This window comes from Methylothermaceae bacteria B42, from assembly GCA_001566965.1.
GTDB lineage: Bacteria > Pseudomonadota > Gammaproteobacteria > Methylococcales > Methylothermaceae > Methylohalobius.
On the sequence record LSNW01000004.1, the window covers coordinates 64,017 to 87,191 of the forward strand.

Genomic DNA, 23,175 nt, shown 5'->3' on the forward strand with positions numbered 1-23,175 from the left:
CTAAACGGTTCTTCTAGCCAAGGATTCCTCGTTCATTTCATTCAGCAAGCGCATCACATCACCGCTGGCATCTTCCATTTTGGTCATGTTCTCGATAATTCCGTTGAAAACCTCTGCATTATGAATCCAGTCCTCTTTGGCCAGATCAAACGCCCTGTGGGCTGAACTGTGAACCCCTTCGTGCGGGCGTTCCAGTTTGGCATAGCTGGGCAGCCCCCTGAATTTTTCCTTGCCCACCCCTTCGTAATACCACTTTCCAAGGCGGCAATTGTGATTGTCCACTTGGATGGCTTTGGCTTCGTTTTGCTTGCTTTCCGGATCGGAAACCGCCAAATAAGCATTTTGTTTGTAAACAATGTGATCGATTTTGACCAAGGTGCTAAAAGAAATTTCCTGGGCATTCGAGGCGCCATAAATCGTCTTGGCGGCGGCGGTCTCAAATTCGTCGAAACGCTCACTGAAGGCTTCCACCACAGGCTGCATTTGATTCGCCAGATTCACGGAATCGGAAGCTTCCTTGGAGATAGCGGAGACGCTGGATTCAAAGCTTTGCAGCACCCTGGAAATATCTACCGCAGCCTCCTTGGTGCGGTTGGATAAAGCTTTTACTTCGTCCGCCACCACGGCAAAACCCCTACCATACTCCCCGGCCCGCGCCGCTTCGATGGAAGCGTTTAGCGCCAGAAGGCCGGTTTGGTCGGCGATATCGGTAATGATGGACAAAGATTCGATAACTTGCTTGCTGGTATCGCTCAGTTCATGAATGATCTTTGCGGCAGAGGTGACTTTTTCGGCAATGGCTTGCACGGAATGTTTGACCTCGCCCACGCCCTGTTTGCTTTGGCTGGCGGCTGCCGCATTCGCATCGGCGATACCGACAACCTCGTTGAGCCCTTCGGTCACATTCATCATATCTTGTTGGCACAGCTTCAGGTTTTGTACGAGATTGCCAACGTTCAGCTCGTGCAAGCTGTGGGAAAGTTCGCGCTGGATTTCCATTTCACGATTGGCGCGCATGGTCTCCATGGCCGAGTTGGCGAACTGGATGCTGTCTTTCATTTCCCCCGGCATCCCGGCAGCAAACGCCTTGCGGTGATAATCCTGCTTGCCCGCACGGACAAATACAATGGTCAATTCGCGGAAATAGGCCTCGCACCGGTCGAGAAACTCATTTAAGTCCCAGGCAACCATGCCCACTTCTCCCATGGCGGGGACGTTAGTGATTCGATTGTGGAACTCTCCCTTGGCGCACAACTGGAGGACTTCTTGAATGCGGTTGAGGACATCAATGTATTTAAGGGCCATCCGGTAGCCAAAAATAGCCAATCCGGCAAGTAACAAAGGAGAAACGAGAAATATCCAGTGAAAACCAAACCGGTACCAGGCAAAACCAGCAATCAGTAAGGGTAATGCAGAAAAGATAAGGAAAAAATATCGCACCTTTTGGCGCAGCAAAGGATTTAATTTGTAATGTTTGCTAACTGATTTCATATTCTTTCAACCGTAAAGTTCAAGAACAAAGCGTTCGTAATTGGTGCCTTTGCTTCGTAATAAATCATTGAGATAGTCAAGGGACTGATCCGGCGCCACCTTTTTGCTCGGGGCGCTTTGTTCGACATTGAGCATGTTTTTGTAGATCGATTCGATTGTGCGGATGGCCATTGATGGAGGTTGGCGGCGTACGGAATAATAGCCCACCACATTCCCTTCCCGGTCCAGATCCGGGGTGACACTGGCGAGTACCCAGTAATAAGAGCCATCCTTGCAAAGATTTTTCACAAACCCCAAAAACTCGGACTTGGTCTTCAAGGTTGACCAAAATAATTTGAATACCCCTCTGGGCATATCGGGATGGCGAATAACATTGTGTTGAATGCCCAGCAAGTCATTTTCGTAGTAGCCGGAAATTTCCATAAAGGTCCGGTTGGCATAAGTTATTCGGCCACTGATATCGGTCTTGCTGATGATCAGCTCTTCCTCCCCCAATTTGACTTCATGGCTGGTGGGTGTTGGACGGTTACGCATGTCAATATTCCCCTCATCGAAGATCAGTGCTAGGAAAAGTATAGTACAGGGAGAAAGATCGTCTGGAAGCAGAGGAAAATAATTCGAGATAGTACCTGGCGACTAAAAATTTGTCTCAAGGTGGGCATGGACCGGTTTTGGGGGAATGTCCTTTCCTAACATTAACCGTTGGAACAGGTTCTAAAAGGCTTTGGCCTTTACGAGTTTAGCGTTCCGGTATAGAAATATTTGCAGGTTTCTATATTATTGTGGGGTGGCTTAAGCACGATTCACTTTGAATCTGTTTGGCCATAGTGTGGTGGGATACCACAGAAGCACTCAACACTGCGAAAGAATCAAAATTCAAGGGGAGAATCCTATTATGCGTAATCAGCATGTGATCCAAGCTGGATTGATTATTTTGTTATCGAATACATTTCAAGCGCACGCGGGTACAGATGAATACCCGGGTGCTTATTTCGAACCTGAAGTCATTTATCAAGCGCCGGATATCAAAACCGAAGCGCCTACTGAATCAACTCAAGAGCAACCTTCTCCGGCGACGGCTTCCAACGATACCGCTACGGTGACTGATGCTGATCCTAATTACCCAGGAGCCTACTTTTCTCCCAAAGTGATCTATCAGGATCCGAAACTGATCGAAGCGACTGCGAAAGCCCCGGCAATGTCAGAGGAACCTACTGCTCCCGAAGGTGAAACGAATAAAGGAATACGCGGTTCCCAGGCTTCTTCAGGCAGCACCTCTATTTCTGACGCATCTCCGCCCTATGGCGTCCTGCTTTTAGTACTTGGCGTCTTCGGCTTGGTTTATTGGTGGTCGGTTCAACAAAAGAAAGCAGAAGCGGAAGGAGAACCCCCCACCCTTGATCCAGCTAATGACGATGAAATCCTTGGCGGAAACTCCGACGAGGAAGGTGAAGAGGATGAAGTGTTAGAGGCCATGGCCGAAGCAGCCACAACCAAAATCAACCGCCACAAAGCCAATAAGACCAAACGTAGCCGCCGCCGCTAGAAGTTTGTGCGCCGGTGTATGATTCTTGAATTCAAACCGGCGCAAAGGCGATGTTTTCATTCCAATAAATCTTTCAGCTCATAAATCAAATCAAGCGCTTGTTTGGGGGTCAATGTATCTGGATCTATGGATCGCAGACGTTCGCTGACAGGCGAATTGGCGTTGGCGGCAAATAAATCCAATTGGACTTGGGGCCGCATGGTTTCGCCGTGGGCCCGGTTTTCCAGGGCTTCCAACTTGATTTTGGCCTGATGAATGACATCTTTTGGAATCCCCGCCAACGCGGCAACCTGCAGGCCATAGCTTTGGTTGGCCGGCCCCTGCCTGACAGCGTGCAAGAATACAATGGCATCATCATATTCCGCCGCTTCCAGATGTAGGTTGGCAGCATTCGGCAATTCTTCAGCCAAGGTGGTCAATTCAAAATAATGGGTGGCAAACAGGGTAAAAGCGCGCACCCGCCGGGCCAAATATTCCACCGTCGCCCAGGCCAGGGAGAGTCCATCGAAGGTGCTGGTTCCCCGCCCGATCTCATCCATGAGCACCAGGCTGTTTTCAGTGGCGTTGTGCAGAATATTGGCGGTTTCACTCATTTCCACCATAAAAGTGGAGCGTCCGGTGGCCAGGTCATCGGAGGCGCCGATCCGGGTGAAAATACGGTCGATGGGGCCGATTCTGGCTTGCTCCGCGGGGACAAAACAGCCCATGTGCGCCATCAATACAATCAAGGCAGACTGGCGCATGTAAGTGGATTTGCCTCCCATATTGGGGCCTGTGACGATGAGCATCCGTTTTTCGTCGGTAAATGCCAGGTCATTGGCCACAAAGGTTTCGACTTGGCGCTCCACTACCGGGTGGCAGCCGCCTCGGATCCGAATGCCTGCGTCTTCGGTCAGTACCGGGCGATGCCATTGGTAATGGTCTGCGCGCTCGGCGAAATTGGTCAGAACATCCAGCTCCGCCAGGGCTTCGGCCCGTTGCTGAATCGCCGTGATGGACTGGGAAAGGGTTTCCAGCAGTTGTTCGTAGAGTAATTTTTCCAGCGCCAATGCTTTTTCCCTGGCGCTTAAAGCTTTATCCTCGAAAGACTTGAGCTCAGGAGTAATGTAGCGCTCCGCATTTTTCAGAGTCTGACGGCGGATATACTCCTCGGGTACATGAGTGCTCTGGTTTCTGGGGACTTCCAAATAATACCCGTGAACCCGGTTGTAGCGTACTTTCAAATTTTGGATGCCAGTGCGCTGGCGTTCTCGCTGTTCCAACGCCAACAGAAACTCATCGCCATGCTGGCTCAATTGCCTGAGTTCGTCCAATTCCGGATGAAAGCCCGGGGCAATGACGCCACCATCGCGAATGAACACGGGCGGTTCTTCGATAATGGCGCGGCTTAGCAAATCAACGGTTTCCGGCAATGGCTCAAGCAGTTCGCGCAGTTGTTGAAGGCGTTGGGCCTGACAATCAGCCAGCAAGCCCCGCAGCGACGGCAAAAGTGCCAAAGTCCGCCGCAAAGCCGTGAGATCCCGGGGACGGGCGGATTTCAGCGCGATGCGGCTGGCGATTCGTTCAATGTCCCCGGTTTGCCGCAAGGCCTCTCGCAGGGTTTGATAAAGGTTGTCTTGTTGCAGCTCGGATACCCCATCAAAACGGGCTTCCAATACCGCGCGATCCCGCAAGGGGCGATGCAGCCAACGCAGCAGCATCCGGCTGCCGGCGGAAGTGACAGTCGCGTCCATGACGCCCCGCAAGGTGAATTCGGCTCTGCCGGAAGGGTGGTGGTCCAGTTCCAGATTACGGCGGCTGGCGGCATCCAGCAAAATGGCGTCAGCGCTGGTTTCGGCTTTGATGCCCACCAAGTGGGGCAAGGCGCTTTTTTGCGTTTCGCGGACGTATTGCAACAAACAGCCCGCGGCGGCGATGGCCAGCGGCCATTCTTCCAGGCCAAATCCCTTAAGATCTTTAACTTGAAATTGTTCCAATAATGCCCGGCGGCCACTGACGGCATCAAAATGCCAGGGGGGGCGCTGGGTAATGCCTTCCCGCGCCTGGAGAAAATTCGGCAAGGGCCATTCTTCGCTGACCAGCACTTCCGCGGGATTGAGTCTTTCCAGCTCCGCCGCCAAGGCGGCTTCCCCCCTAATTTCCTGAACCACAAACCGCCCGCAGCTAAGTTCCAGGTAAGCCAGACCGTAATTTTCTTTGCTTGAGGCTATCGCCAGCAACAGATTATCCCGGCGTTCTTCCAGTAATGCGGCATCGGTAGCGGTGCCGGGGGTGATGATTCTGACCACCTTGCGTTCCACGGGGCCTTTGGATTTGGCGGGATCGCCAATTTGCTCGCAAATCGCGACGGATTGTCCGGCCTTGAGTAAACGGGCGAGGTAATTTTCCGCCGCGTGGTAGGGAATCCCCGCCATGGGAACCGGTTTACCCGCGGATTCGCCGCGGGAAGTCAGGGTGAGATCCAGGAGCTGGGAGGCTTTGACGGCATCGTCAAAAAACAGCTCATAAAAATCCCCCATCCGGTAAAACAGCAGGGTATCGGGATGTTCCGCCTTGATCCGCAGATACTGCTGCATCATGGGGGTATGGCGGTCTAGGGGACGGGGATCTGCAGACATAGGAAATAGTTTATCGTGAAAAATTGCGCCGAGGGACAGGGTTTTGATTTTTCAGGATGCTGTTGGCGGCTCCTTGGCGTTACACGGAACTGTCTGCATTGCCAACACCTTCAAACTAATGCGCTGTCCCGTGGAGAAATGATTTCACGAAGATGAACGCGAAGGCGGAATTTGAAAAAATTTTTCCCACGGTTATGAAAGGGGAAGATGCATCCTATGAGACTTTAAGGATCACCAACAAAATGAATGGGTCTACGGCCGGCTAAATGGTCAGGGGTAATGATGTAGGTACCTTTCATGCTGGTATCCCAAATTTTACCGGCAACGGTTTTGTCGCCCCCGGTAAAGACCCAGGCAAGGCCGCCGGTAAGCGCGCCAAGACCAGCAAAGGTCAGCTTGAATGCGCCATAGACCGGCGTAACGATAAAGCAAGCAGCACCAGTGACCAGCTGTTGAGTGGCACTGGGTTCGGCGGAAGCGCTGGAGTATTCGGCGGCCACGGCTGGGCTTTCAGCAACCAGCCACAAGGAAAAAAACAGTACTGTTGTAGTTTTGAAGAAACGATTCATGCTGGTCCCTTTGGAAAATTTCAGAATGCACGGTTAAAGTGTTAAAAACATGCTAACACATCCACTGATTTGAATTTTTTTCACAATTTCCGAATGGAAAAATTATAGCAATTTGCCATCGAAAGCATGGCTGATATCCATTCTCCATGGCATTGTCGTTCCTATCTCAGCTCGTTACAATCCAATCACCAAACAACCAAAGGAGGGTGGAAGAATGAAAATTCGCATGGCTTTGATCTCGATTCTGACCTTGGCAAGTACCGCTGCTTGGGCGACTGAAATTTCCTTGGACGAGGTGCCTCAAGTTGTCAAACAAGCATTCCTAAAGGCCCATCCCGATGCCGAAGACATCAAGGTTGAAAAGGAAGACGACGAGTACGGCGAACCTTTATACGAATTTGAATACCGGGAAAATGGCAAAGAGCATGAGGCTTTGTATCATACCGATGGCAGTTTCTTCGGTTATGAGCGGGAAATTCCCGTCAGCCACCTGCCGCAATCCATTCGGGAGCAAATTGCTAAGCAATTCCCCAATGGCAGAATTGATGAAGCGGAAGTGGTTGTCAACGACAAAAACACGCCATTGGCCTACGAAGTGGAAGTCAAAGACAACGGTGAGGAATGGGAGGTCTACTTCAATGCGGATGGTTCTTTCATCAACAAGCGCAAGGATTAACCAGTTCAGAGGGCAGGGCCTTATGCGCCCTGATCTAGCCCAAGGGATTAGTTAAGGCTTTTCCCCTTCCCGGAACGCAAACCGGCGCCTATTCCTTTCCTTTTGCCGGGGGCTTTTCTTGAGCATGATGTAAACCGCGCCCGTTCCACCATGGCATTTCTGGGCGCTGTGAAACGCCAATACCTCCGGCAGCAACGGCAGCCATTTGGCGAGACAGCTTTTCAACAGCGCGGGGCTGTTCTTTCCCGTCTTTGGATTGCCGCCTTTGCCATGGATAATCAAGGCAGTGCGGGTTTCGTCCTGCAAGCATTCCTGGATGAAGTGATATACCTCTCGCCGGGCTTGGGCCACGGTCTTGTGGTGTAAATCCAGCAAGGCCTCCACTGGATATTCTCCCCGGCTGAATTTGCGGAAAACCTCGCGCTGCACCCCTTGGCGCCGGAAGCTGATTTCCGCATGGGGCGGCACGGGTTCGATAAATGTCGTGGGCAGGAAGTTTTCGTCATCCAGCGCCCGCTGGGCGGCCTCGCGGCGGTATGCCTGACCGGGTGACACTGCGCCGGGTTTGGGAAGCGGTACTTTGTCGGTTTGCCGGCAAGGGGTGACATCGGCCATGGCCTCAAGAAAGAGCGAATGATCTTCATTCATGGTTTTCTCCCCGGCAAAACGCACATCAATCAGAATTCACAAGCGTTACGCCCGGCGCTACCTGGCGCAGCCACCCCAAGACCCGCTTGGCCAGAAACTGGCTCCAGGCAAGATAATCGTGCCCAGTGGCGGAAACAGAAAACTGACGATAACCTTTTTTCCCTTTAAAAATCAACCGTCTGTCCAGTCGCGTATCGAGCACCTCAGGGTTGTCCCGTTGCGCCGAAATGTCCAGCACCGGCACATTGATTTTATCCAGCTTTTCTTTCATTTCCCTGGATCGTTCAGGCGGCCAGCCGCTGCTGATGAATACCGCCGCTCTGATGGCTTCATCGGGCTGGCCGGCCAAATAGGTTGCCGCGACCAAACCGCCCCAACCGTAACCCAACAATACAATGTTTTTGACCCCTTTTTGCTTCCACCAGTTCACGGCGGCGGTGACGCGCTTGCCCGCTTCGGGCAGCAGTTTCCAGTATTCCGCCAGGCGGGCTTCGGGTTCCAATACCGGCAGATGCAGACTTAACGTTGTCCACCCATGATCCGGTAAATAATCCCGCAGAGGACCGATCACCGTTTGAGTGGTGGGGCCGTGGCCTGCTTCCGGCAGCAAAATGACGCCACCTTCGGTGGATGGGCTGCGAGCCTCATCCAGTACCGCGATAAAACTGCGGTCAGCGGTTGAAATTTGAATCTTTTCCCCGTGAGGAAGGGTCTTCAGGCTATCGGTCACCAACTCAGTTTCCACGACGGAATTCCCCGCCCACGCCGCGGCTTGAAACACCAATAATCCGGCTATGCAACGAGTTTTAATCATGGAACCAGCACCGCCGCGCCCTGAAACCGCCCCAGACGCAAATCTTCCAAGGCCTGATTGGCCTGTGCCAGTGGATAGGGGTGGACTTCGGTTTGAATCTGCATTTGCCCGGCAATCTCCAGGAATTCCTCGCCGTCCCGGCGGGTCAGATTGGCGACGGAACAAATGCTGCGCTCACCCCACAATATCGAATATGGGAACGATGGGATATCACTCATGTGGATACCGGCGCAGATGACCTGACCGCCCTTGCGAACGGCCCTCAGCGCCGCGGGTATTAATGAGCCTACCGGGGCATATAGGATTGCCGCATCCAGCTCTTCCGGCGGCAGGTGGTCTGAATCTCCCGCCCAAACCGCGCCCAGCCCACAGGCGAAAGTCTTGGCCTCCTCGTCCCCGGGCCGGGTGAAGGCGTAGATTTCCCGTCCTTGATGCACGGCCACTTGGGCGATGATATGGGCTGCCGCGCCGAATCCATACAGGCCGATTTTCTGGGCGTCTCCCGCCATGGCATAAGAACGATAACCGATCAATCCGGCGCAAAGTAACGGGGCTGCGTGAAGGTCATCATAATTATCGGGCAGAGGGAAGCAGTACTTGGCGTCCGCGACAGTGTATTCCGCATAGCCGCCATCGATGGTGCATCCAGTAAATTCCGGATGATTACACAAATTTTCCCGCCCCATTTCGCAATAGCGGCAGTGGCCACAGGTATGGCCCAACCATGGCACGCCTATTCGTTGCCCGGCGTGGCATTGATTGACGCCTTCACCCAGTGCGATCACTTCGCCCACCACCTCATGGCCGGGAATAATCGGGAGGCGGGTCATGGGCAGGTCGCCGTCGGCCACATGCAGATCGGTACGGCAAACGCCACAGGCTTTCACCTTGAGTAAGACTTGTCCTGCCCTGGGTCGGGGAATTGGCCGTTGGACCAGTTGCAGTGGCTTTCCCGGTTTTTCCAGAACCATTGCGCGCATATTGTGGGACATGGCGGCCTCCTGTTAAGATGTTTTTAATCTATTCAATAAAATGCCTTTAGAATCGGCGGCTGATGGTTTCCGTGACTCTGGCGAGGCGCCGTGGCTTCCTTCCGTGGGACGCCGTGAACCCGTCCTTGGGGGCTTGATGGTGGCCATCCAGGCCACCAACACCCACAAAAGAAAGCCACGGCGCCTTTGGTACATTAAGTTTAGAGACAAATTAAACAATAATACAACAACGTTTGCCCACCTCAGGTTCCCCAGCGCCAATGTCTGAAATTCACAAACCAGCCCTGCTTGCATGTCGGCACGAAGACGGCATGCTTAGAGTTTGCGTAGGGGGAGATTGGCTCCTTGAAAACCCTCGTTCTGATGCCTGCGAGGTGATTTTGCTTTTACGCGAATCTCATAAAATTCGGCAAATTATTATTGATGGCAGCGATTTGGAGCGCTGGGACAGTAGTTTGCTGGTATTTATTTATCAGCTGCTAGATTACTGTCAAGAAAAAGGAATCAATCTGGATTGCCATAACCTGCCTGAAGGCGCCCGACGCCTTATTCAGCTGGCAACCGCTGTTCCTCCCCGCGGCGAACCAGACCATGGGGAAAAACCGCCTCCCTGGTTGGAAAGTATTGGCCAGGAAGTGATTGAATTGGCCGAGGAAGCCCATGGCTTTGTTCATTTTGCCGGCGAGGCGACCGTTGCCGGTCTGCGTTTTATCCGGGGTAGGGCCCGTTACCGTTCCCGGGACTTTTGGTTGTTGCTGCAAGAATGCGGGCCCCAGGCATTGCCCATTGTTTCATTGATTGCCCTGTTGGTGGGCTTGATTTTGGCTTATGTGGGGGCCATTCAATTGCAAATGTTTGGCGCGCAAATCTACGTCGCCAATCTGGTGGGGTTGGGTACGGTGCGGGAAATGGGGGCGATGATGACAGCGGTCATCATGGCCGGGCGTACCGGTTCGGCTTATGCCGCCCAGTTGGGCACCATGCAGGTCAACGAAGAAATCGACGCCCTCAAAACCCTGGGGTTGTCACCCATGGAATTTCTGGTACTGCCGCGGATGTTGGCTTTGATTTTGATGGTGCCGCTGCTCACGCTTTATGCGGATCTTGTTGGCATGATTGGCGGAGCGCTGGCTTCGGTGAGTCTTTTTGATGTGACCTTGCTGGAATATGCTTATCAAACCCAAACTTCACTGGACTTGAGCGATATCATGGTGGGCCTGGTCAAGGCGGCGGTATTTGGGGTTTTGATCGCCGCCGCCGGTTGCATGCGGGGAATCCAGTGCCAACGCAGCGCCCAGGCGGTGGGGGAAGCGGCGACTTCTGCGGTGGTCACAAGTATTGTCGCCATCGTGGTTGCCGATGCCTTGTTGACTGTGTTGTTTACCAGATTGGGAATATAGCCAGATTATGCCTATGAAATTTACGCGGCTTTGTTTACCCGTGCTTAAATGTGGGGATTCCAGTCTTCCATCCACGGGACGCCGTGAACCCATCCCTGGGGGCTTGATGGCGGCCATCCAGGCCGCCAACACCCGCGGATGGAAGACTGGAATCCCTTTTCGGCTTGAAGTCTAGGGACAATAGACAAAATGTCACAACCCCATATCATTGTCCGCGATCTGACCATGGCCTATGGCGACCGGGTGATTCAAAGGGATTTGAACTTTACCATTCAGCGCGGGGATATTTTCGTCATCATGGGTGGTAGTGGCTGTGGTAAAAGTACCTTGCTGCGGCATTTGATTGGCCTGTTGACGCCCGCGAAGGGAGAAATTCTCTATTGCGGTGTCCTGGAGGCAGACAAAGAAAACCCTTGCCTGGATTTTTGCCGGGCGAGCCCACAAGTGCGTTTGCAGATATTAAGCCGGGTTGGGGTGCTTTATCAAAGCGGCGCTTTGTGGAGTTCCATGACCCTGGCGGAAAACATCGGCCTGCCATTGGAGGAATACACCAATCTGGATGAGGGTGAGATCAAGGCGTTGGCTTCCCTGAAATTGGCGCTGGTCGGGCTCAAGGGGTTTGAGGATTATTATCCCTTCGAAATCAGCGGCGGCATGCAAAAAAGGGCGGGGCTGGCGCGGGCCATTGCCCTCGATCCTGAGATCTTGTTTTTCGACGAACCCTCGGCGGGGCTTGATCCTGTCAGCGCCAAACGCCTGGATGATTTGATTGTGGAATTGCGCGACAGCCTGGGCGCTACGGTCGTCATTGTTACCCACGAACTGCCCAGCATTATGGCCATTGGCACCAATTCGGTGTTTTTGGATGCTGAAAGCAGGACCCAAATAGCCCAAGGCCCGCCCAAGGCATTATTGGAAACCAGTTCCAATCCCAAAGTGAAGGAATTTTTGACCCGGGGAGGTACCCTATGAGCAAACCCACCAGCCCGGCCGTGATTGGCGCTTTTGTCATCGGCGCGGTCATCCTGTTTTTTGTGGGATTGTTGGTGTTCGGCGGTGGAGAATTCTTCACCGAGCGGGAGCGCAGCGTGATTTATTTTACCGAATCAGTGAATGGCCTGAATGTGGGCGCTCCGGTGAAAATGCGCGGGGTCCAGGTGGGGAAAGTCACCGCAATCACGGTTCAGTATGATCCCAAACGCCAAACCTTGATTTCTTCGGTGGAAGTTGAAATTGATCTGAGCAAGGTCAATATGGGGGGGACTGCCCGCTTCCCCTGGCAGGAGCCCACTTTGGAAGATTTGGTCAAAAAAGGGCTTCGGGCGCAGCTAAAAGTTCAAAGCCTGGTCACGGGGCAATTGTATGTGGATCTTGATTTCGAACCGCAAACGAAACCGAATTTGATCGGCCTGAATAAAAATCTACCGGAAATTCCTTCCATTCCCTCCAGCCAGGAAGAAATCGAAAATACCATCAGCGATTTGGTGCGGGAAATCCGTCAACTGCCATTGACTGAGATTTTCACCAAGCTGCAATCGACCCTGGATCATCTCCATGCGGTAGTCAGCCAGCCGGAGCTGAAAAGCTCGGTTGAGCGGTTGGACCGGGTGCTGGCTAAAACCGAGCAGCTGGAAACCACGCTCAATCGAAGGGTGGATCAAGTCAGCCGGCAACTGAATCAGAGCCTGGCCAAAACCCAGCGTTTGCTCGATCACTTGGATAAAAAATTAGTGCCTTTATTGGATCAAACGACCCAAGCCATGGGCACGGCAAACAAAACCTTCGACTCCTTATCACAAACCGCAGGCCCCGATTCCCTACTCATTGAACAATTTCAAGAAACCCTGGAAGAGGTAAGCAGCGCCGCCCGGGAACTTCGGGTCTTGAGCGAAACCCTGCAAACCCAGCCTGAAACCCTGCTTCGCGGCAAACGGGAGGTAACGCCATGAATTTCCGGTTAATCATTGGATTACTGGTACTGAGCTTTTTTGCCGGTTGCACCTGGACAACCAGCAGCCCGCCCGCTCATTACTACCTATTGCCCGCGCAACCTCCACCCAGCGCAAAATTTCCGGAAATCCACTGGAATATCGGGGTTGAACCGATTAAATTACCCCGCTATCTCGACCGGCCGCAAATTGTCACCGTGGAGGATCGGGGCCAGGTTCGGCTGGCGGAATTTCACCGCTGGGCAGAACCGGTTCGTGACGGTTTTACCCGGGTATTGATGGCAGGACTCAATGCCCGGATTCCAAATGGACAAGTGCTGTCTCTACCGGCGCGGCACATTCCCATCGATTGGGCCGTGGCCATTCAAGTGACCCAATTCCATGTTCATGACGGCCATTGTCTGTTGCAGGCCGCTTGGCGCCTTCGCCAAGGACAGAAAGCCTATAAGTTTCATCGCGAGCAAATCCAAGTCCCGGTATCGAATGCGCATAATTACCCGGTTGTTGTCACGGCCATGTCGCAGGCAATTGACCAATTAGCGGATAAAATCGCCCGCCACCTGGAGCTTCACAGGCTACGGGCTATGTCCATTGCTTCGGAGATTCCCTAGTAAAATCTTGGCGCAGTGCAAGCGGGGATTCTCCCCCGCTGCCGGGCAGCGCGGTAAAGCTCCAAGGCTTGGGGCAGGCGGCTACGCAATTCTTCAATTCTGGTTTCATGGGAGGGGTGGGTGGATAGCCACTCGGGCGGCTGGGCGCCACCGGCTTCGCTCATGTTAATCCAGAGCTGGATGCTTTCCCGGGGATCAAAGCCCGCCTTGGCCATCAGCTCCAGGCCAATCACGTCCGCTTCCGACTCCTGGATCCGGCTGAAGGGCATCAAAACCCCATATTGCGCGCCCACGCCCAGCGCCCCCATCAACAATTGGCCGGTGGCGGACCGTGGCGCGGCAATTGCCTGGGCTATTTGCAATCCTGTTTGTACAGCAACTTTCTGGGAAACCCGTTCGTTGCCGTGGCGGGCAAGCACGTGGCCGATTTCATGGCCGATCACCGCCGCCAGTTGATGCTGGTTACGGGCGATTTTCAATAGCCCGGTATATACCCCGATTTTACCCCCAGGCAGGGCGAAGGCGTTGGCCTGATCCACTTGGAAAACCACCACTTCCCACTGTCCGGGCAAGTCTTGGGTGAGTTCCCGCACCACGCATTGAACATATTGATTGATCTCGGGATCGGTTTCTATCGGCGTGTCTTTCTTCAATTGCTCAAAGGCTTGAAAGCCCATTTGTTCCAATTGCGTATCCGGCATAAAAACCAACTGCGTGCGGCCGGTGGGGGACGTTGCACAACCTGCGAATAGGGCTATCAAAAAAAATAAACTAATGATCCTTGTCACTTTTCTTTTCCTCGTTGTTTAAATCGAATCACTTTTTGCAGGGGGGTCAGGTTAATTTCATCCACAACACACCCCCGTCTCAAATTCAACAACAAAAGTACCAACTCGGCAACTTCCTGGGGTAATAAATGCTGGCTTTCGTTTTCCCCCGGTTCAAAATTGAGGGTCTCGTAAAACCTGCTTTTGACCATGCCGGGATTGATCAGGGACACCCGCACGCCGCTGCTTGCGCATTCTTCGCGCAAGGCTTGGGCAAAGCCGCGCAAGGCAAATTTGCTGGCGCAGTAAACCGTTCCCTTGCGGCTGCCCTTGAGACTCGCCTCGGAGCCGATGAAAATGACATCTCCGTGTTGACGGCGCTTTAATCTTGGAACCCAGGCGCGGGTAATGTAGGCTTGGCTTAGGAAATTCAATTCCATCAGCGCCTTGATCCGCTGAAAGGAAAATTCTTCCAGAGAACCAAAATCCCCGGCTCCAGCCGCCAATACCAGGGTATCAATTTGCGGAAAACGTTCGTGGATGGCTTCCAGGGCTTCAGGCAGCCTGTCCACAAGCGCCAAATCCAGAGGCCAGGGAAAGAACCGCTCCGTGGGAAAATGAATTCTGGAAAAATCGCGCCCTATGCCTATCACCTGATGACCGGCCTCCAGTAGTTTTTCTGAAATGGCCGCGCCAATGCCAGAAGTCGTTCCCGTCACCAATACGGTCCTTTGCTTATCCGTTAGAACTGACATGAGAATAATTTGGTTTCAGGCAGGTAGTGCAGCAATTCCTGGCGGCAAAAATCTATCATTTCTGCCTCCAGCTCATGCCGATAAGCCACCATTCGTTCTCTTCTTTCCAAGGGCCCCGCAAACAAGGGTTCATCGGGGTACAAGTTTCTAAGGCGGGCGAAATACTTTTCCGGCAAGCGGAACACGCCGAGACTAACCGAATGCAGGCTTTCGGAATGTAAAATCTTGAAGATTTGGGAGAATAAATCCCGGTATTGTTGGCGGTAGTCTTCTTGATAGATTAAAGGGTCGAAGCGAAGGCCCAAGGGCCATCCCTGTTCCTGCAAGGCTGCCATGGCCGCCAAGCGTTTCTCTACGCTGGGAACCCGGTGTTCCAGTGCTCTGGCAATGGGCGCCGGGGTAAAACTAAACGCGGTGATGATATTGTCCATGGGCGCGTGTTCCAGCAGCATCCGAATCTGGGTGCTTTTGGTGCGGATTTCCAACCAGGCATCCGGCAGCTTTTTGAAAGTGTCCAAAAAATATTGTATAAACCCGGTGACTGGTTCCAAAGCCAGGCTGTCGCAATCGTAGCCGGAAAAAAAATAAACCGGTTCTCCTGCCAACCGCTGCCGGGCTTGAATGATTTCCTGTTCAAAATCCTCATAATTGACAAACAGCACGTAATTGGCCGAGCGGTACATTCCCTGTAAAAAGCAATAGCGGCAATCGTAGAGGCAATTGAGCATGTGGGAGAAGTAAAAATTATTGACACCGCCGATGTTGTAGCCAATGGGCGCTTCCAGCACGAGGTTTTTTGATTTGCGCGCCAGAATCAGTGCTGGCCGATGCTTTTGGAGGCGGAAATTCTGGGCCTTGGGGTTGAAGACTTCTCCGTAGTGTTCGCATTCAATCTTGCGTGCACCCGGAAAGCGCTGCAGAATCACCCGGGTGCGGGGGTGGTCTGCGGCCGCACTGTCGATATAAATGGTTTCTATCATGCCAGCCGTACCGGTAGCGCTTCCACTTGTTGTTGCAGCCAGCACAACAGTTGGCGGCTGCTGTTGACGGCAGGCAGGTCTCGGGGGCCGGGCATTTGGTCTGGCGCCAACAATTGCCAGCGGCGCAGCCATTGGCTGATTTGGTGGCGTTCTTGTGCGGTCAAATGCCAGCGTTGGTTGATCTCGTCAAGCAGTATCAACGGAGATTCTGTCAGTTCGGCGGCCAATGCGCGCAGCTTTTCCAGCCAGGCTTCCAGGGGTGCCAGTTGCGCCGCTATCCATTCGCTCACTTGTTGTTTTTTCAGCTTCCCGGCTGGATTTTCGAGATTGTCGGAAACCACTTTAAAGCACTGGACCAGCTCGCCAGTAACAAATTTCACCGCCGTTTCATAAAAAGCACTCGCTTCCATATCATAAAGCAAGTTTGCAGGATAATGGTGCTGGGGGGTAGATACCGTCACCAGGGTTTCCGTGGGAAAAGGCAGCTTGCTGGCCAACGGGGGGTACCAACTGCGCCCGGACTCATCAACGATTTTATGAATGATCCTGGGCTGGCCAACCGGCAAATGAGGGTGTCCGGCGATGCCGATATTCAGCCAAATGACAGGGTTGGGGCTTTGATTTAGCGCCTGCGCATAAGCCACCGCGCCGGCCATCGCCACTTTGCCTATGCCGCTGACAATCAAGGCCATGCCATCGCCGGTGTAATATTGGTAAGCGGTGATATCCAGGCGGCGCTTGAGGCGGTAGCGCTCGATTAGCGGCCTGGCTTCACAGAGCAGGGCGGTGGCGATATGGACTATTGGATCGGCCATAGGTATTGGTGGGGCAGATTTTCATAATAGTCCGCTTCAGCAATCTTTCCCCGCTTGCGGGCGCCGTTGGCCAAAATTCGGGCCTTTTCTTGAAGCGTGGCCAAGGCGGCCTGGCGGTATTCGTCTTTCAAATCCGCTTGCGCCAGAATTTTCTCCAAAGCCCGAATGCGAAAGCGGTCCATGCCCCAATAACGCCTGGAAAGTTGATCCGGGTGACCGCCATATTTCACCAGCAGCGGCTCATCTATCAATAACACGGGGTAACGGGCGGTAATTCTCAGCCATAGATCGTAATCCTCGCATGCTGGCAGCGTTTCATCAAAGAGTCCAACTTCGTCGAAGATATTGCGATGGATGACTATGCTCGATGGGGACATGGCGCATAAAGGCAAACAATGGTGGAAGATCCAGCCGCCGCGTTTGGTGTGCTTGCGTTTTGGATTGACCCTGCGGCCATTCCGGATCCAGATCTCGTCGGTATGGCAAACTTTCATTTCGGGATTTTGCTCTAAAAGCGCCCATTGCCGCTCCAGTTTCCGGGGCAGCCACTGATCGTCGGAGTCCAAAAATGCGATCCATTCACCCTTGGCGTTTTTGATGCCGAGATTGCGGGCCGCGCTTACCCCCTTGTTTTCCTGCTGCAAATAATCGATGCATGGGTAATCGGATAGCATCAAATCTGGAGTGCCGTCATCCGAACCATCGTCCACCACCAAAATTTGTGCCGGCGATAAGGTTTGCGCCAATACCGAATCCAACGCCCGGGGTAAAACGTGAGCACGGTTAAAAGCAGGAATGATGACTGAAATGGCAGGTTGCATAAATTCGGTTTCGTCCACTGAACGTTGCCGTCAGGCCCGAGATAGCATAAAGTATGCTTTGAAAATCACATTACCTTTTTTGAATATGACTGAAATGAATATCTCCACTCCGGAACGCCGCCTTCAAACCCACAAAATGGTCCAGGATTTGCTCAAAGAACGCCAGCAAATGTGGACATTGTACTGGGAAGTGGCGGAATTGAAACCGTTTGACAAGCATGACCAGCCCATTGACGAAATTCTGCGCAAATTTTGTCAAATCCTAATTGATTACATTTCCCTCGGCCATTTTGGCATTTACCAACGCATCATCAACGGTACCGAGCGGCGGCGGAAGGTCTTGGATGCGGCGCAAAGGCTATATCCCGCCATTGCCCAGGCAACCGAGATGGCGCTCAAATTCAATGACAAGTACGAGAATGCCAATTTCAAGGATATGAACGAATTGTCCGCGGAACTTTCTAATTTGGGTGAAGCCCTGGCCACGCGCATCGAACTGGAAGATCAGCTCATCGATTCCATGTCCAAATAATGAATTTTTGTCCTCATTGTGGCGCCCCCATTCTTCTCAAAGTCCCGGAGGGTGATGACCGCGAGCGCCATGTCTGTAGCCAGTGTGGAAAAATCCACTATCTAAACCCCAAAATCATTGCCGGCTGTATCCTGGAATGGGAAGAAAAAATACTCCTATGCAGAAGGGCCATCGAGCCCAAATACGGGCTGTGGACTTTGCCCGCAGGATTTATGGAAATGGGGGAAACCCTGGAGCAAGCCGCCCGCCGGGAAACCTTGGAGGAAGCTTGCGCTGAAGTAGGCATATTGGAACTGCACACTATCATCAGCCTGCCCCATTTATCCCAAGTTTATGTTTTCTTTCGCGGCAAAATTAAAGATGGCAATTTTGCGCCAGGGGCAGAAAGCCTGGAAACCCAGCTTTTTACAGAAGCCCAAATTCCCTGGGACGAATTGGCGTTTGAAACCGTTAGACGTTCCCTGGAAACCTTCCTTGAGGACCGGAAAGCCGGCCGGTTCAAAACGAGAGTGGAAGACCTGTGGTTACCCAAGCGTCACAAACAAGGCGATGATAAATCGTCAAAGTAGCCATTAAATTTATTTTGAGCGTAACTGCTTGGCCCCATGGGGCCTTCTTCTGGTATGGGCGAGCAGTTCTTTGGAACTATAAAAAAGCCGCCAGGCTGGCGGCTTTTGCGTTGGTGCCGACGGCCGGAATCGAACCGGCACGGCTTTCGCCACCGCCCCCTCAAGACGGCGTGTCTACCAGTTCCACCACGTCGGCAAATCTTTCCATTTTATTCCGTCGGTAACTTCGGAACTTCCGGCTGTGCCGGGATCTCCACGGTTTCCTTTTTTTCAGTGCCTTTAATCACATTGGGCAGGTCATCTTCGGACTTCAAAATTTCCATGAAGTCTTTTTTATTTTCCCGCAAATCCATAAAGTACGCCAGCGAAAGGCTGGTCATGAAAAATAACGCAGCCAGGATTCCGGTAGTCCGGGACAAAAAAGATGCCGAGCCCCGGGCGCCAAACACCGTGCCGGAAGCACCGCTGCCAAAAGCCGCCCCGGCATCTGCCCCTTTGCCTTGCTGCAACATGACAAATACAACGATGCCAATGGCAATTAAAACATGAATTACAATCAATACCTGATACATATTAAATCGTTTCTGCTGCTGATTGAACAATAGTAAGAAATGCGTCGGCCTTTAAAGAGGCGCCGCCAATCAAACCACCATCGATATCCACCATGCCAAACAGCGATTTGGCATTGGCATCATTCACGCTACCGCCATAAAGAATGCGAACTTGCTCGGCAATACCGGCATCTTGCGCGGCAATGCGTTGGCGAATATGGGCATGAACTTCCTGGGCCTGTTCCGGCGTCGCCGTTTTCCCCGTGCCAATGGCCCAAACCGGCTCATAAGCAATCACTGCCTGGGATAAAGACTGAATCCCGGCCTTTTCCAGCACCGCATCCAACTGGCTATCCACTACCGCAAAGGTTTCCCCGGATTCCCGTTGCGCCAAGGTCTCGCCAATGCAAAGCAAGGGCGTCAAGCCGTGGGCAATCGCTTGCTGGTAACGGGCTGCCACCAAGGCATCGGTTTCTCCATACAAACTGCGGCGCTCGGAATGGCCGACAATGGCCAGCCTGCAATCAAACTCCTTGAGCATGGGTGCGGAAACTTCGCCCGTATAAGCGCCTGATTCATGGTCAGCCACATTTTGGGCGCCCAGCAAAACAGGCGTTCCTGATAAGCGCTGCGCGGCTTGAGGGATGAATACAAAAGGCGGGCACACACCCACTGATACCGGTGAATCCGCTGAAACGCCAGTAACGATAGCCTCCAGTAACTGCCCCACGCTTTCACGGGTGCCGTTCATTTTCCAGTTTCCGACGACGAGTGGTTGACGCATGATTTCTCCTTATAGAAATCCTATTATCATAGCGCGTCAAAGGCCTAGATTCCAAATAAATGTTGTGTTCACCATAAAAACACAGGGCATTTAATTCTCCAAATTAGATTACAACAGCGCGTTGCTTTTTTTACTACACTTAGTAGAGTTAGTCTTTCAATAACTGTTTGAGGGCCATAAGATGCAATTTCCCAATAAGTCCTATGTTTGTTCCTTGGCCGCCATTGCCGGGGCTGCATTCACCTTAATGAGTCCACCCACGTTTGCCGAAACCTCACAGAAATCCGGGTACGCCAATCTGCAAGGCAATAACGCAGCGTTGAAATTGGCGTATTTTGACGCTTTAGCCAAAGAAAGCGATTCAACCTATAAACTGGATAAAGCCGGCTGCGCCGAAAATCGCGCCCATGACTTCCGCGCTTGCTTTGATAAAAGCGGGGTTCACATTACCGGCGATAAAAGCGCCATTTCTATGCACATACAGTCTTTCGGTCGTGAAGGCAGCCTCTCTCCAACAAAAGCAATCACACCTGAGATTCATGGCAATCAAGTCCAGTACCATTACGCAGGCCTGACAGAATGGTATAAAAACCTAAGTTTAGGGCTAGAGCAAGGGTTTACCATCAAAACCGCGCCCAAAGGTAAAGGGCAAATTAAATTGACGCTGCAAAGCAATATTAAACCAGAACAAATTGGCGATAATGCTTTTCGTTTGGGTAAATTGCTCTATAAAGATTTGTTAGTCGTTGATGCAAAAGGCAAATCACTCCCTGCACAAATTGTGGCCGAGGGAGGCAATCTAAGTATTTTAGTCAATGATAAGAATGCTGCTTATCCAATTATTATTGATCCATGGTTTCAGCAGGCTAAGTTGACGCCGGATGATGGGGAAATTAATGATAAATTTGGCTTTGCAGTCTCTATCTTTAAAGATAGAGCCATAATTGGTTCACCCGAAGCAGATATCTCAGGAGTTAGCAACCAAGGTGCGGCCTACATTTTTATAAAAAAAGAAGATGGATGGACCAAAGAAGCTAAAATCACTGCCAATGATGGTCGTCCTGACGATTTATTTGGTGTGTCTGTCGATCTTTATGGTGATATAGCCATTGTTGGCGCTAAAGGTGCCTATCCAAATGGCCAATTGAAACGGGGAAGTGCCTATGTTTTTGAGCGAGTAAATGGTCAATGGGCACAACAAGCTATTCTAATTGGTGACGACAGTACATCATTCGATGAGTTCGGATCTTCGGTAGCACTTTATGGAGATACAGCAATTGTTGGCGCCGAAAGTGCGACAGTCAGTGGAAACTTTGCTCAAGGGGCGGCCTATGTTTTTATCAAAAATGGAAGCTCGTGGGTACAACAAGCAAAACTTGTTTCGAGTGATGGTGCCAGTAGCGATAGATTCGGGAAATCTATAGATCTGTATAAAGATTTTGCAATAGTTGGTGCTCATTTGGCTTCTGTAGGAGACGAAAGACTACAAGGAACTGCATACATCTTTAAACGCAATAATGGCGCCTGGGAACAAGAAGCAAAATTAATTGCAAATGATGGTGCTTCTGGGGACACATTTGGAACTTCGGTTTCTATTTTTGGTGAATCTGCGCTGATAGGGGCTCCGGGGCACAAAATAAACACTGAGACTAAAGAGGAGGGTAAAGGTGCGGCCTATTTGTTTGTACGTAATAACAATGAATGGATACAGCAAGCAAAATTTACCGCGCCCAATTCATCGCCAGGTGATCAATTCGGAATATCCGTAAAATTATTCGGTGGTGAAGCACTCATTGGAGCCCCGCAACAAAGCATCGCTGAAAATACTAAACAAGGCGCTGCGTATCTGTTTGCTCGTGACGCGAATGGCACCTGGTCACTAAAATCAAAACTCACTGCAGACGACGCAACAGAGTTTGACCAGTTCGGGTCTGCATTAGACATGTCTGGGTCGCAAATGATCATAAATGCCATAGAAGCAGATTTTGCTGTGGGCGCAAGCTATATAATTTCTAGGCTTCCATATTACACCGTTGCTGATAAAACGCTGCATTTATCCAACCTTTTCTTACAAGAAGAAAATGGTCAGATAAGTAATCAGGCTTGGCGTGCGCTACTGATATTGAAATCTACACAGCCTAAAATCGTGTTGGAAGTTGTTGAGTTGGAAAAAATAGATAATACTGAGGCGCCAAACAAAAACTCAGTGATATACACGATAGCGGACAAATCCTTAAATATCCCAAAATTATATATCCTTGATAGTAATAATAATATACAGGGTGGCGCATGGGAGGCTTCCTTGAAACTCACGTCTTCTAATCCGATAACACTTGAAGTTACAAGTTTATCAAAAATAAGCGAATGATAATTAGTCAAAGCAAACACCACCAGGAAAATCCCTGGTGGTGTTTGTGTATAATAAAATTAGCTAAACCTCGAAAGTAAAAGCTGTTAATTTGCTAGAGTCGAACAATCTTCTTAGGCTATTTTATGTGGTTAAAAATACTTTTAAAATGGATTATATTGCCATATTGCTTAATTCCAGTTGGTGGAATGGTATTTGCATTAAACCAGCCTCCTAAAACAACTCCTGGGGAGCAGGCTGCGTATTCGATCGTCAAGGCTTTCACCAATATTGCTGGGGCAGCAATAACCAAGACCACATGCAAAGACGTCGCTTTTAGTTATCCATTTAAAATAAGTACAAGTATTACAGGAGCTGGACAAGGAATACTAAATGGCACGATAATTATCAAATCAGAGAATAAATACGCAAATATTGTATTTGGTTATAAATATGAACTAACTCAAACGGGGCAGGGTTTTTTAATTGATAATCTTATCCAGGAATATTATGGAGAATTTTACTTTAGTGCTAATGGTGAAAGCTTGTTTAGCCAATCAACATTCAAACAAAATCAGTTTGGTGTTTTATCTCCTTGGAATGCAGAATCAATAAATGATTTCTGGGCTGTTTTTGGAACTTATGGAAAGCTATATAATAACTATGGGATTGAAACCATATCAAGAAGCGGTTTGCCGCAAAGCAAATGGAGAGAAAATAGTCAGTTTATACGGCCCAGCACAACTGACGGGTACTGGAGCACGACAAAAAGCTTGGTTTCTACAGACAATTCTATTCAATGCACAATCTCCCTAAGAGGAAAATATAATTTGCTTTTTGGGGGAGTACACAACTTCAGTGGGGTTTTAACCATCACGCCATTTTGATTCTTATTTGATTATCCTGAAGCTATATTATTGTGGCTGTTTTTTACGGAATC

24 protein-coding genes and 1 tRNA gene are annotated in these 23,175 nt (G+C 51.1%); 10 read left to right on the forward strand and 15 right to left on the reverse strand.

Translation table 11 applies throughout. From position 1 onward, the window contains the following. Together AXA67_03110 and AXA67_03115 are read right to left on the reverse strand one after the other, a co-directional pair. Positions 1-1,491 carry a hypothetical protein gene (locus AXA67_03110; protein ID KXJ41972.1) on the reverse strand — a complete coding sequence of 497 codons (1,491 nt, stop codon included), beginning with the start codon at positions 1,489-1,491 and terminating at the stop codon, positions 1-3. 6 nt (positions 1,492-1,497) lie between these two features. After that, positions 1,498-2,025, reverse strand: a complete 528-nt coding sequence (locus tag AXA67_03115; GenBank protein KXJ41973.1) for an aerotaxis receptor Aer — start codon at positions 2,023-2,025, stop codon at positions 1,498-1,500. A gap of 361 nt (positions 2,026-2,386) precedes the next feature. On the opposite strand from AXA67_03115, the gene AXA67_03120 reads away from it, so the two are divergent. After that, positions 2,387-3,037 (forward strand): hypothetical protein, encoded by a 651-nt coding sequence (locus AXA67_03120; protein ID KXJ41974.1) that lies wholly within the window; start codon positions 2,387-2,389, stop codon positions 3,035-3,037. Between the two features lie 56 nt (positions 3,038-3,093). On the opposite strand, the gene AXA67_03125 is transcribed toward AXA67_03120, so the two are convergent. Together AXA67_03125 and AXA67_03130 are read right to left on the reverse strand one after the other, a co-directional pair. Beyond that, positions 3,094-5,655 (reverse strand): DNA mismatch repair protein MutS, encoded by a 2,562-nt coding sequence (locus AXA67_03125; GenBank protein ID KXJ41975.1) that lies wholly within the window; start codon positions 5,653-5,655, stop codon positions 3,094-3,096. Between the two features lie 224 nt (positions 5,656-5,879). Next, entirely contained in the window at positions 5,880-6,224 is a 345-nt protein-coding gene (locus tag AXA67_03130) for a hypothetical protein (GenBank protein KXJ41976.1), read from the reverse strand. A 214-nt stretch (positions 6,225-6,438) separates the two neighbouring features. Between AXA67_03130 and AXA67_03135 the strand changes: the two genes are divergently transcribed. Beyond that, positions 6,439-6,900 (forward strand): hypothetical protein, encoded by a 462-nt coding sequence (locus AXA67_03135; protein ID KXJ41977.1) that lies wholly within the window; start codon positions 6,439-6,441, stop codon positions 6,898-6,900. Between the two features lie 51 nt (positions 6,901-6,951). Here AXA67_03135 and AXA67_03140 read toward each other — a convergent pair whose 3' ends face one another. Genes AXA67_03140 through AXA67_03150 form a run of 3 tightly spaced genes read right to left on the reverse strand, consistent with a single transcriptional unit; the run spans position 6,952 to position 9,342 of the window. Beyond that, positions 6,952-7,548 (reverse strand): hypothetical protein, encoded by a 597-nt coding sequence (locus AXA67_03140; GenBank protein KXJ41999.1) that lies wholly within the window; start codon positions 7,546-7,548, stop codon positions 6,952-6,954. 25 nt (positions 7,549-7,573) lie between these two features. Beyond that, positions 7,574-8,362: a hypothetical protein gene (locus AXA67_03145; GenBank protein KXJ41978.1), complete on the reverse strand. Its 789-nt coding sequence runs from the start codon at positions 8,360-8,362 to the stop codon at positions 7,574-7,576. Beyond that, the gene (locus AXA67_03150) at positions 8,359-9,342 is read right to left on the reverse strand and encodes an alcohol dehydrogenase (protein ID KXJ42000.1); all 984 of its coding nucleotides are present in this window, start codon (positions 9,340-9,342) and stop codon (positions 8,359-8,361) included. Before AXA67_03150 ends, AXA67_03145 begins: the two co-directional genes overlap by 4 nt. A gap of 272 nt (positions 9,343-9,614) precedes the next feature. Between AXA67_03150 and AXA67_03155 the strand changes: the two genes are divergently transcribed. From AXA67_03155 to AXA67_03170, 4 genes are all read left to right on the forward strand, one after another. Continuing rightward, positions 9,615-10,754, forward strand: a complete 1,140-nt coding sequence (locus AXA67_03155) for a hypothetical protein (protein KXJ41979.1) — start codon at positions 9,615-9,617, stop codon at positions 10,752-10,754. 189 nt (positions 10,755-10,943) lie between these two features. Beyond that, positions 10,944-11,726 (forward strand): polyamine ABC transporter ATP-binding protein, encoded by a 783-nt coding sequence (locus AXA67_03160; GenBank protein KXJ41980.1) that lies wholly within the window; start codon positions 10,944-10,946, stop codon positions 11,724-11,726. Further along, positions 11,723-12,703, forward strand: a complete 981-nt coding sequence (locus AXA67_03165; protein ID KXJ41981.1) for a hypothetical protein — start codon at positions 11,723-11,725, stop codon at positions 12,701-12,703. The genes AXA67_03160 and AXA67_03165 overlap by 4 nt, the downstream gene beginning before the upstream one ends. After that, the gene (locus tag AXA67_03170) at positions 12,700-13,314 is read left to right on the forward strand and encodes a hypothetical protein (GenBank protein ID KXJ41982.1); all 615 of its coding nucleotides are present in this window, start codon (positions 12,700-12,702) and stop codon (positions 13,312-13,314) included. The genes AXA67_03165 and AXA67_03170 overlap by 4 nt, the downstream gene beginning before the upstream one ends. Here AXA67_03170 and AXA67_03175 read toward each other — a convergent pair. The 5 genes from AXA67_03175 to AXA67_03195 are packed head-to-tail and all read right to left on the reverse strand — an operon-like array spanning position 13,311 to position 17,452. Beyond that, a complete protein-coding gene (locus tag AXA67_03175; protein ID KXJ41983.1) occupies positions 13,311-14,102 on the reverse strand; it encodes a peptidase in 792 nt (263 codons plus the stop codon). The two genes, AXA67_03170 and AXA67_03175, sit on opposite strands and share 4 nt — an antisense overlap. Next, entirely contained in the window at positions 14,099-14,836 is a 738-nt protein-coding gene (locus AXA67_03180; GenBank protein ID KXJ41984.1) for a short-chain dehydrogenase, read from the reverse strand. Before AXA67_03180 ends, AXA67_03175 begins: the two co-directional genes overlap by 4 nt. After that, positions 14,824-15,816 (reverse strand): DNA photolyase, encoded by a 993-nt coding sequence (locus AXA67_03185; protein ID KXJ41985.1) that lies wholly within the window; start codon positions 15,814-15,816, stop codon positions 14,824-14,826. The genes AXA67_03180 and AXA67_03185 overlap by 13 nt, the downstream gene beginning before the upstream one ends. Further along, positions 15,813-16,631, reverse strand: a complete 819-nt coding sequence (locus tag AXA67_03190) for a hypothetical protein (GenBank protein KXJ41986.1) — start codon at positions 16,629-16,631, stop codon at positions 15,813-15,815. The genes AXA67_03185 and AXA67_03190 overlap by 4 nt, the downstream gene beginning before the upstream one ends. Further along, the gene (locus AXA67_03195) at positions 16,616-17,452 is read right to left on the reverse strand and encodes a glycosyl transferase (protein KXJ42001.1); all 837 of its coding nucleotides are present in this window, start codon (positions 17,450-17,452) and stop codon (positions 16,616-16,618) included. The genes AXA67_03190 and AXA67_03195 overlap by 16 nt, the downstream gene beginning before the upstream one ends. Positions 17,453-17,537: 85 nt before the next feature. On the opposite strand from AXA67_03195, the gene AXA67_03200 reads away from it, so the two are divergent. Then, complete coding sequence (locus AXA67_03200; GenBank protein KXJ41987.1) at positions 17,538-17,984, forward strand: hypothetical protein; 447 nt, start codon at positions 17,538-17,540, stop codon at positions 17,982-17,984. Then, complete coding sequence (locus AXA67_03205; GenBank protein ID KXJ41988.1) at positions 17,984-18,553, forward strand: ADP-ribose pyrophosphatase; 570 nt, start codon at positions 17,984-17,986, stop codon at positions 18,551-18,553. Before AXA67_03200 ends, AXA67_03205 begins: the two co-directional genes overlap by 1 nt. A gap of 111 nt (positions 18,554-18,664) precedes the next feature. Here the strand turns inward: AXA67_03205 and AXA67_03210 are convergent. The 3 genes from AXA67_03210 to AXA67_03220 form a co-directional block, all read right to left on the reverse strand. Beyond that, positions 18,665-18,749 (reverse strand) — tRNA-Leu (locus AXA67_03210). 13 nt (positions 18,750-18,762) lie between these two features. After that, positions 18,763-19,125, reverse strand: coding sequence for a hypothetical protein (locus AXA67_03215; protein KXJ41989.1), 363 nt, complete (start codon positions 19,123-19,125; stop codon positions 18,763-18,765). Position 19,126: 1 nt separating this feature from the next. Next, a complete protein-coding gene (locus AXA67_03220; protein KXJ41990.1) occupies positions 19,127-19,888 on the reverse strand; it encodes a triose-phosphate isomerase in 762 nt (253 codons plus the stop codon). A 181-nt stretch (positions 19,889-20,069) separates the two neighbouring features. On the opposite strand from AXA67_03220, the gene AXA67_03225 reads away from it, so the two are divergent. Next, positions 20,070-22,256: a hypothetical protein gene (locus tag AXA67_03225; GenBank protein ID KXJ41991.1), complete on the forward strand. Its 2,187-nt coding sequence runs from the start codon at positions 20,070-20,072 to the stop codon at positions 22,254-22,256. 125 nt (positions 22,257-22,381) lie between these two features. After that, positions 22,382-23,122, forward strand: coding sequence for a hypothetical protein (locus AXA67_03230; protein ID KXJ41992.1), 741 nt, complete (start codon positions 22,382-22,384; stop codon positions 23,120-23,122). Positions 23,123-23,175: the final 53 nt, after the last annotated feature.

Excerpts from the sequence above, each read along its gene's own strand:
- AXA67_03200 (KXJ41987.1), top strand. The coding sequence starts at position 17,538 with ATGACTGAAATGAATATCTCCACTCCGGAACGCCGCCTTCAAACCCAC.
- AXA67_03190 (KXJ41986.1), bottom strand. The coding sequence starts at position 16,631 with ATGGCCGATCCAATAGTCCATATCGCCACCGCCCTGCTCTGTGAAGCC.
- AXA67_03135 (KXJ41977.1), top strand. The coding sequence starts at position 6,439 with ATGAAAATTCGCATGGCTTTGATCTCGATTCTGACCTTGGCAAGTACC.
- AXA67_03140 (KXJ41999.1), bottom strand. The coding sequence starts at position 7,548 with ATGAATGAAGATCATTCGCTCTTTCTTGAGGCCATGGCCGATGTCACC.
- AXA67_03220 (KXJ41990.1), bottom strand. The coding sequence starts at position 19,888 with ATGCGTCAACCACTCGTCGTCGGAAACTGGAAAATGAACGGCACCCGT.
- AXA67_03170 (KXJ41982.1), top strand. The coding sequence starts at position 12,700 with ATGAATTTCCGGTTAATCATTGGATTACTGGTACTGAGCTTTTTTGCC.
- AXA67_03125 (KXJ41975.1), bottom strand. The coding sequence starts at position 5,655 with ATGTCTGCAGATCCCCGTCCCCTAGACCGCCATACCCCCATGATGCAG.
- AXA67_03115 (KXJ41973.1), bottom strand. The coding sequence starts at position 2,025 with ATGCGTAACCGTCCAACACCCACCAGCCATGAAGTCAAATTGGGGGAG.
- AXA67_03145 (KXJ41978.1), bottom strand. The coding sequence starts at position 8,362 with ATGATTAAAACTCGTTGCATAGCCGGATTATTGGTGTTTCAAGCCGCG.
- AXA67_03110 (KXJ41972.1), bottom strand. The coding sequence starts at position 1,491 with ATGAAATCAGTTAGCAAACATTACAAATTAAATCCTTTGCTGCGCCAA.
- AXA67_03150 (KXJ42000.1), bottom strand. The coding sequence starts at position 9,342 with ATGCGCGCAATGGTTCTGGAAAAACCGGGAAAGCCACTGCAACTGGTC.
- AXA67_03195 (KXJ42001.1), bottom strand. The coding sequence starts at position 17,452 with ATGCAACCTGCCATTTCAGTCATCATTCCTGCTTTTAACCGTGCTCAC.
- AXA67_03205 (KXJ41988.1), top strand. The coding sequence starts at position 17,984 with ATGAATTTTTGTCCTCATTGTGGCGCCCCCATTCTTCTCAAAGTCCCG.
- AXA67_03225 (KXJ41991.1), top strand. The coding sequence starts at position 20,070 with ATGCAATTTCCCAATAAGTCCTATGTTTGTTCCTTGGCCGCCATTGCC.
- AXA67_03230 (KXJ41992.1), top strand. The coding sequence starts at position 22,382 with ATGTGGTTAAAAATACTTTTAAAATGGATTATATTGCCATATTGCTTA.
- AXA67_03185 (KXJ41985.1), bottom strand. The coding sequence starts at position 15,816 with ATGATAGAAACCATTTATATCGACAGTGCGGCCGCAGACCACCCCCGC.
- AXA67_03130 (KXJ41976.1), bottom strand. The coding sequence starts at position 6,224 with ATGAATCGTTTCTTCAAAACTACAACAGTACTGTTTTTTTCCTTGTGG.
- AXA67_03120 (KXJ41974.1), top strand. The coding sequence starts at position 2,387 with ATGCGTAATCAGCATGTGATCCAAGCTGGATTGATTATTTTGTTATCG.
- AXA67_03165 (KXJ41981.1), top strand. The coding sequence starts at position 11,723 with ATGAGCAAACCCACCAGCCCGGCCGTGATTGGCGCTTTTGTCATCGGC.
- AXA67_03160 (KXJ41980.1), top strand. The coding sequence starts at position 10,944 with ATGTCACAACCCCATATCATTGTCCGCGATCTGACCATGGCCTATGGC.
- AXA67_03180 (KXJ41984.1), bottom strand. The coding sequence starts at position 14,836 with ATGTCAGTTCTAACGGATAAGCAAAGGACCGTATTGGTGACGGGAACG.
- AXA67_03155 (KXJ41979.1), top strand. The coding sequence starts at position 9,615 with ATGTCTGAAATTCACAAACCAGCCCTGCTTGCATGTCGGCACGAAGAC.
- AXA67_03215 (KXJ41989.1), bottom strand. The coding sequence starts at position 19,125 with ATGTATCAGGTATTGATTGTAATTCATGTTTTAATTGCCATTGGCATC.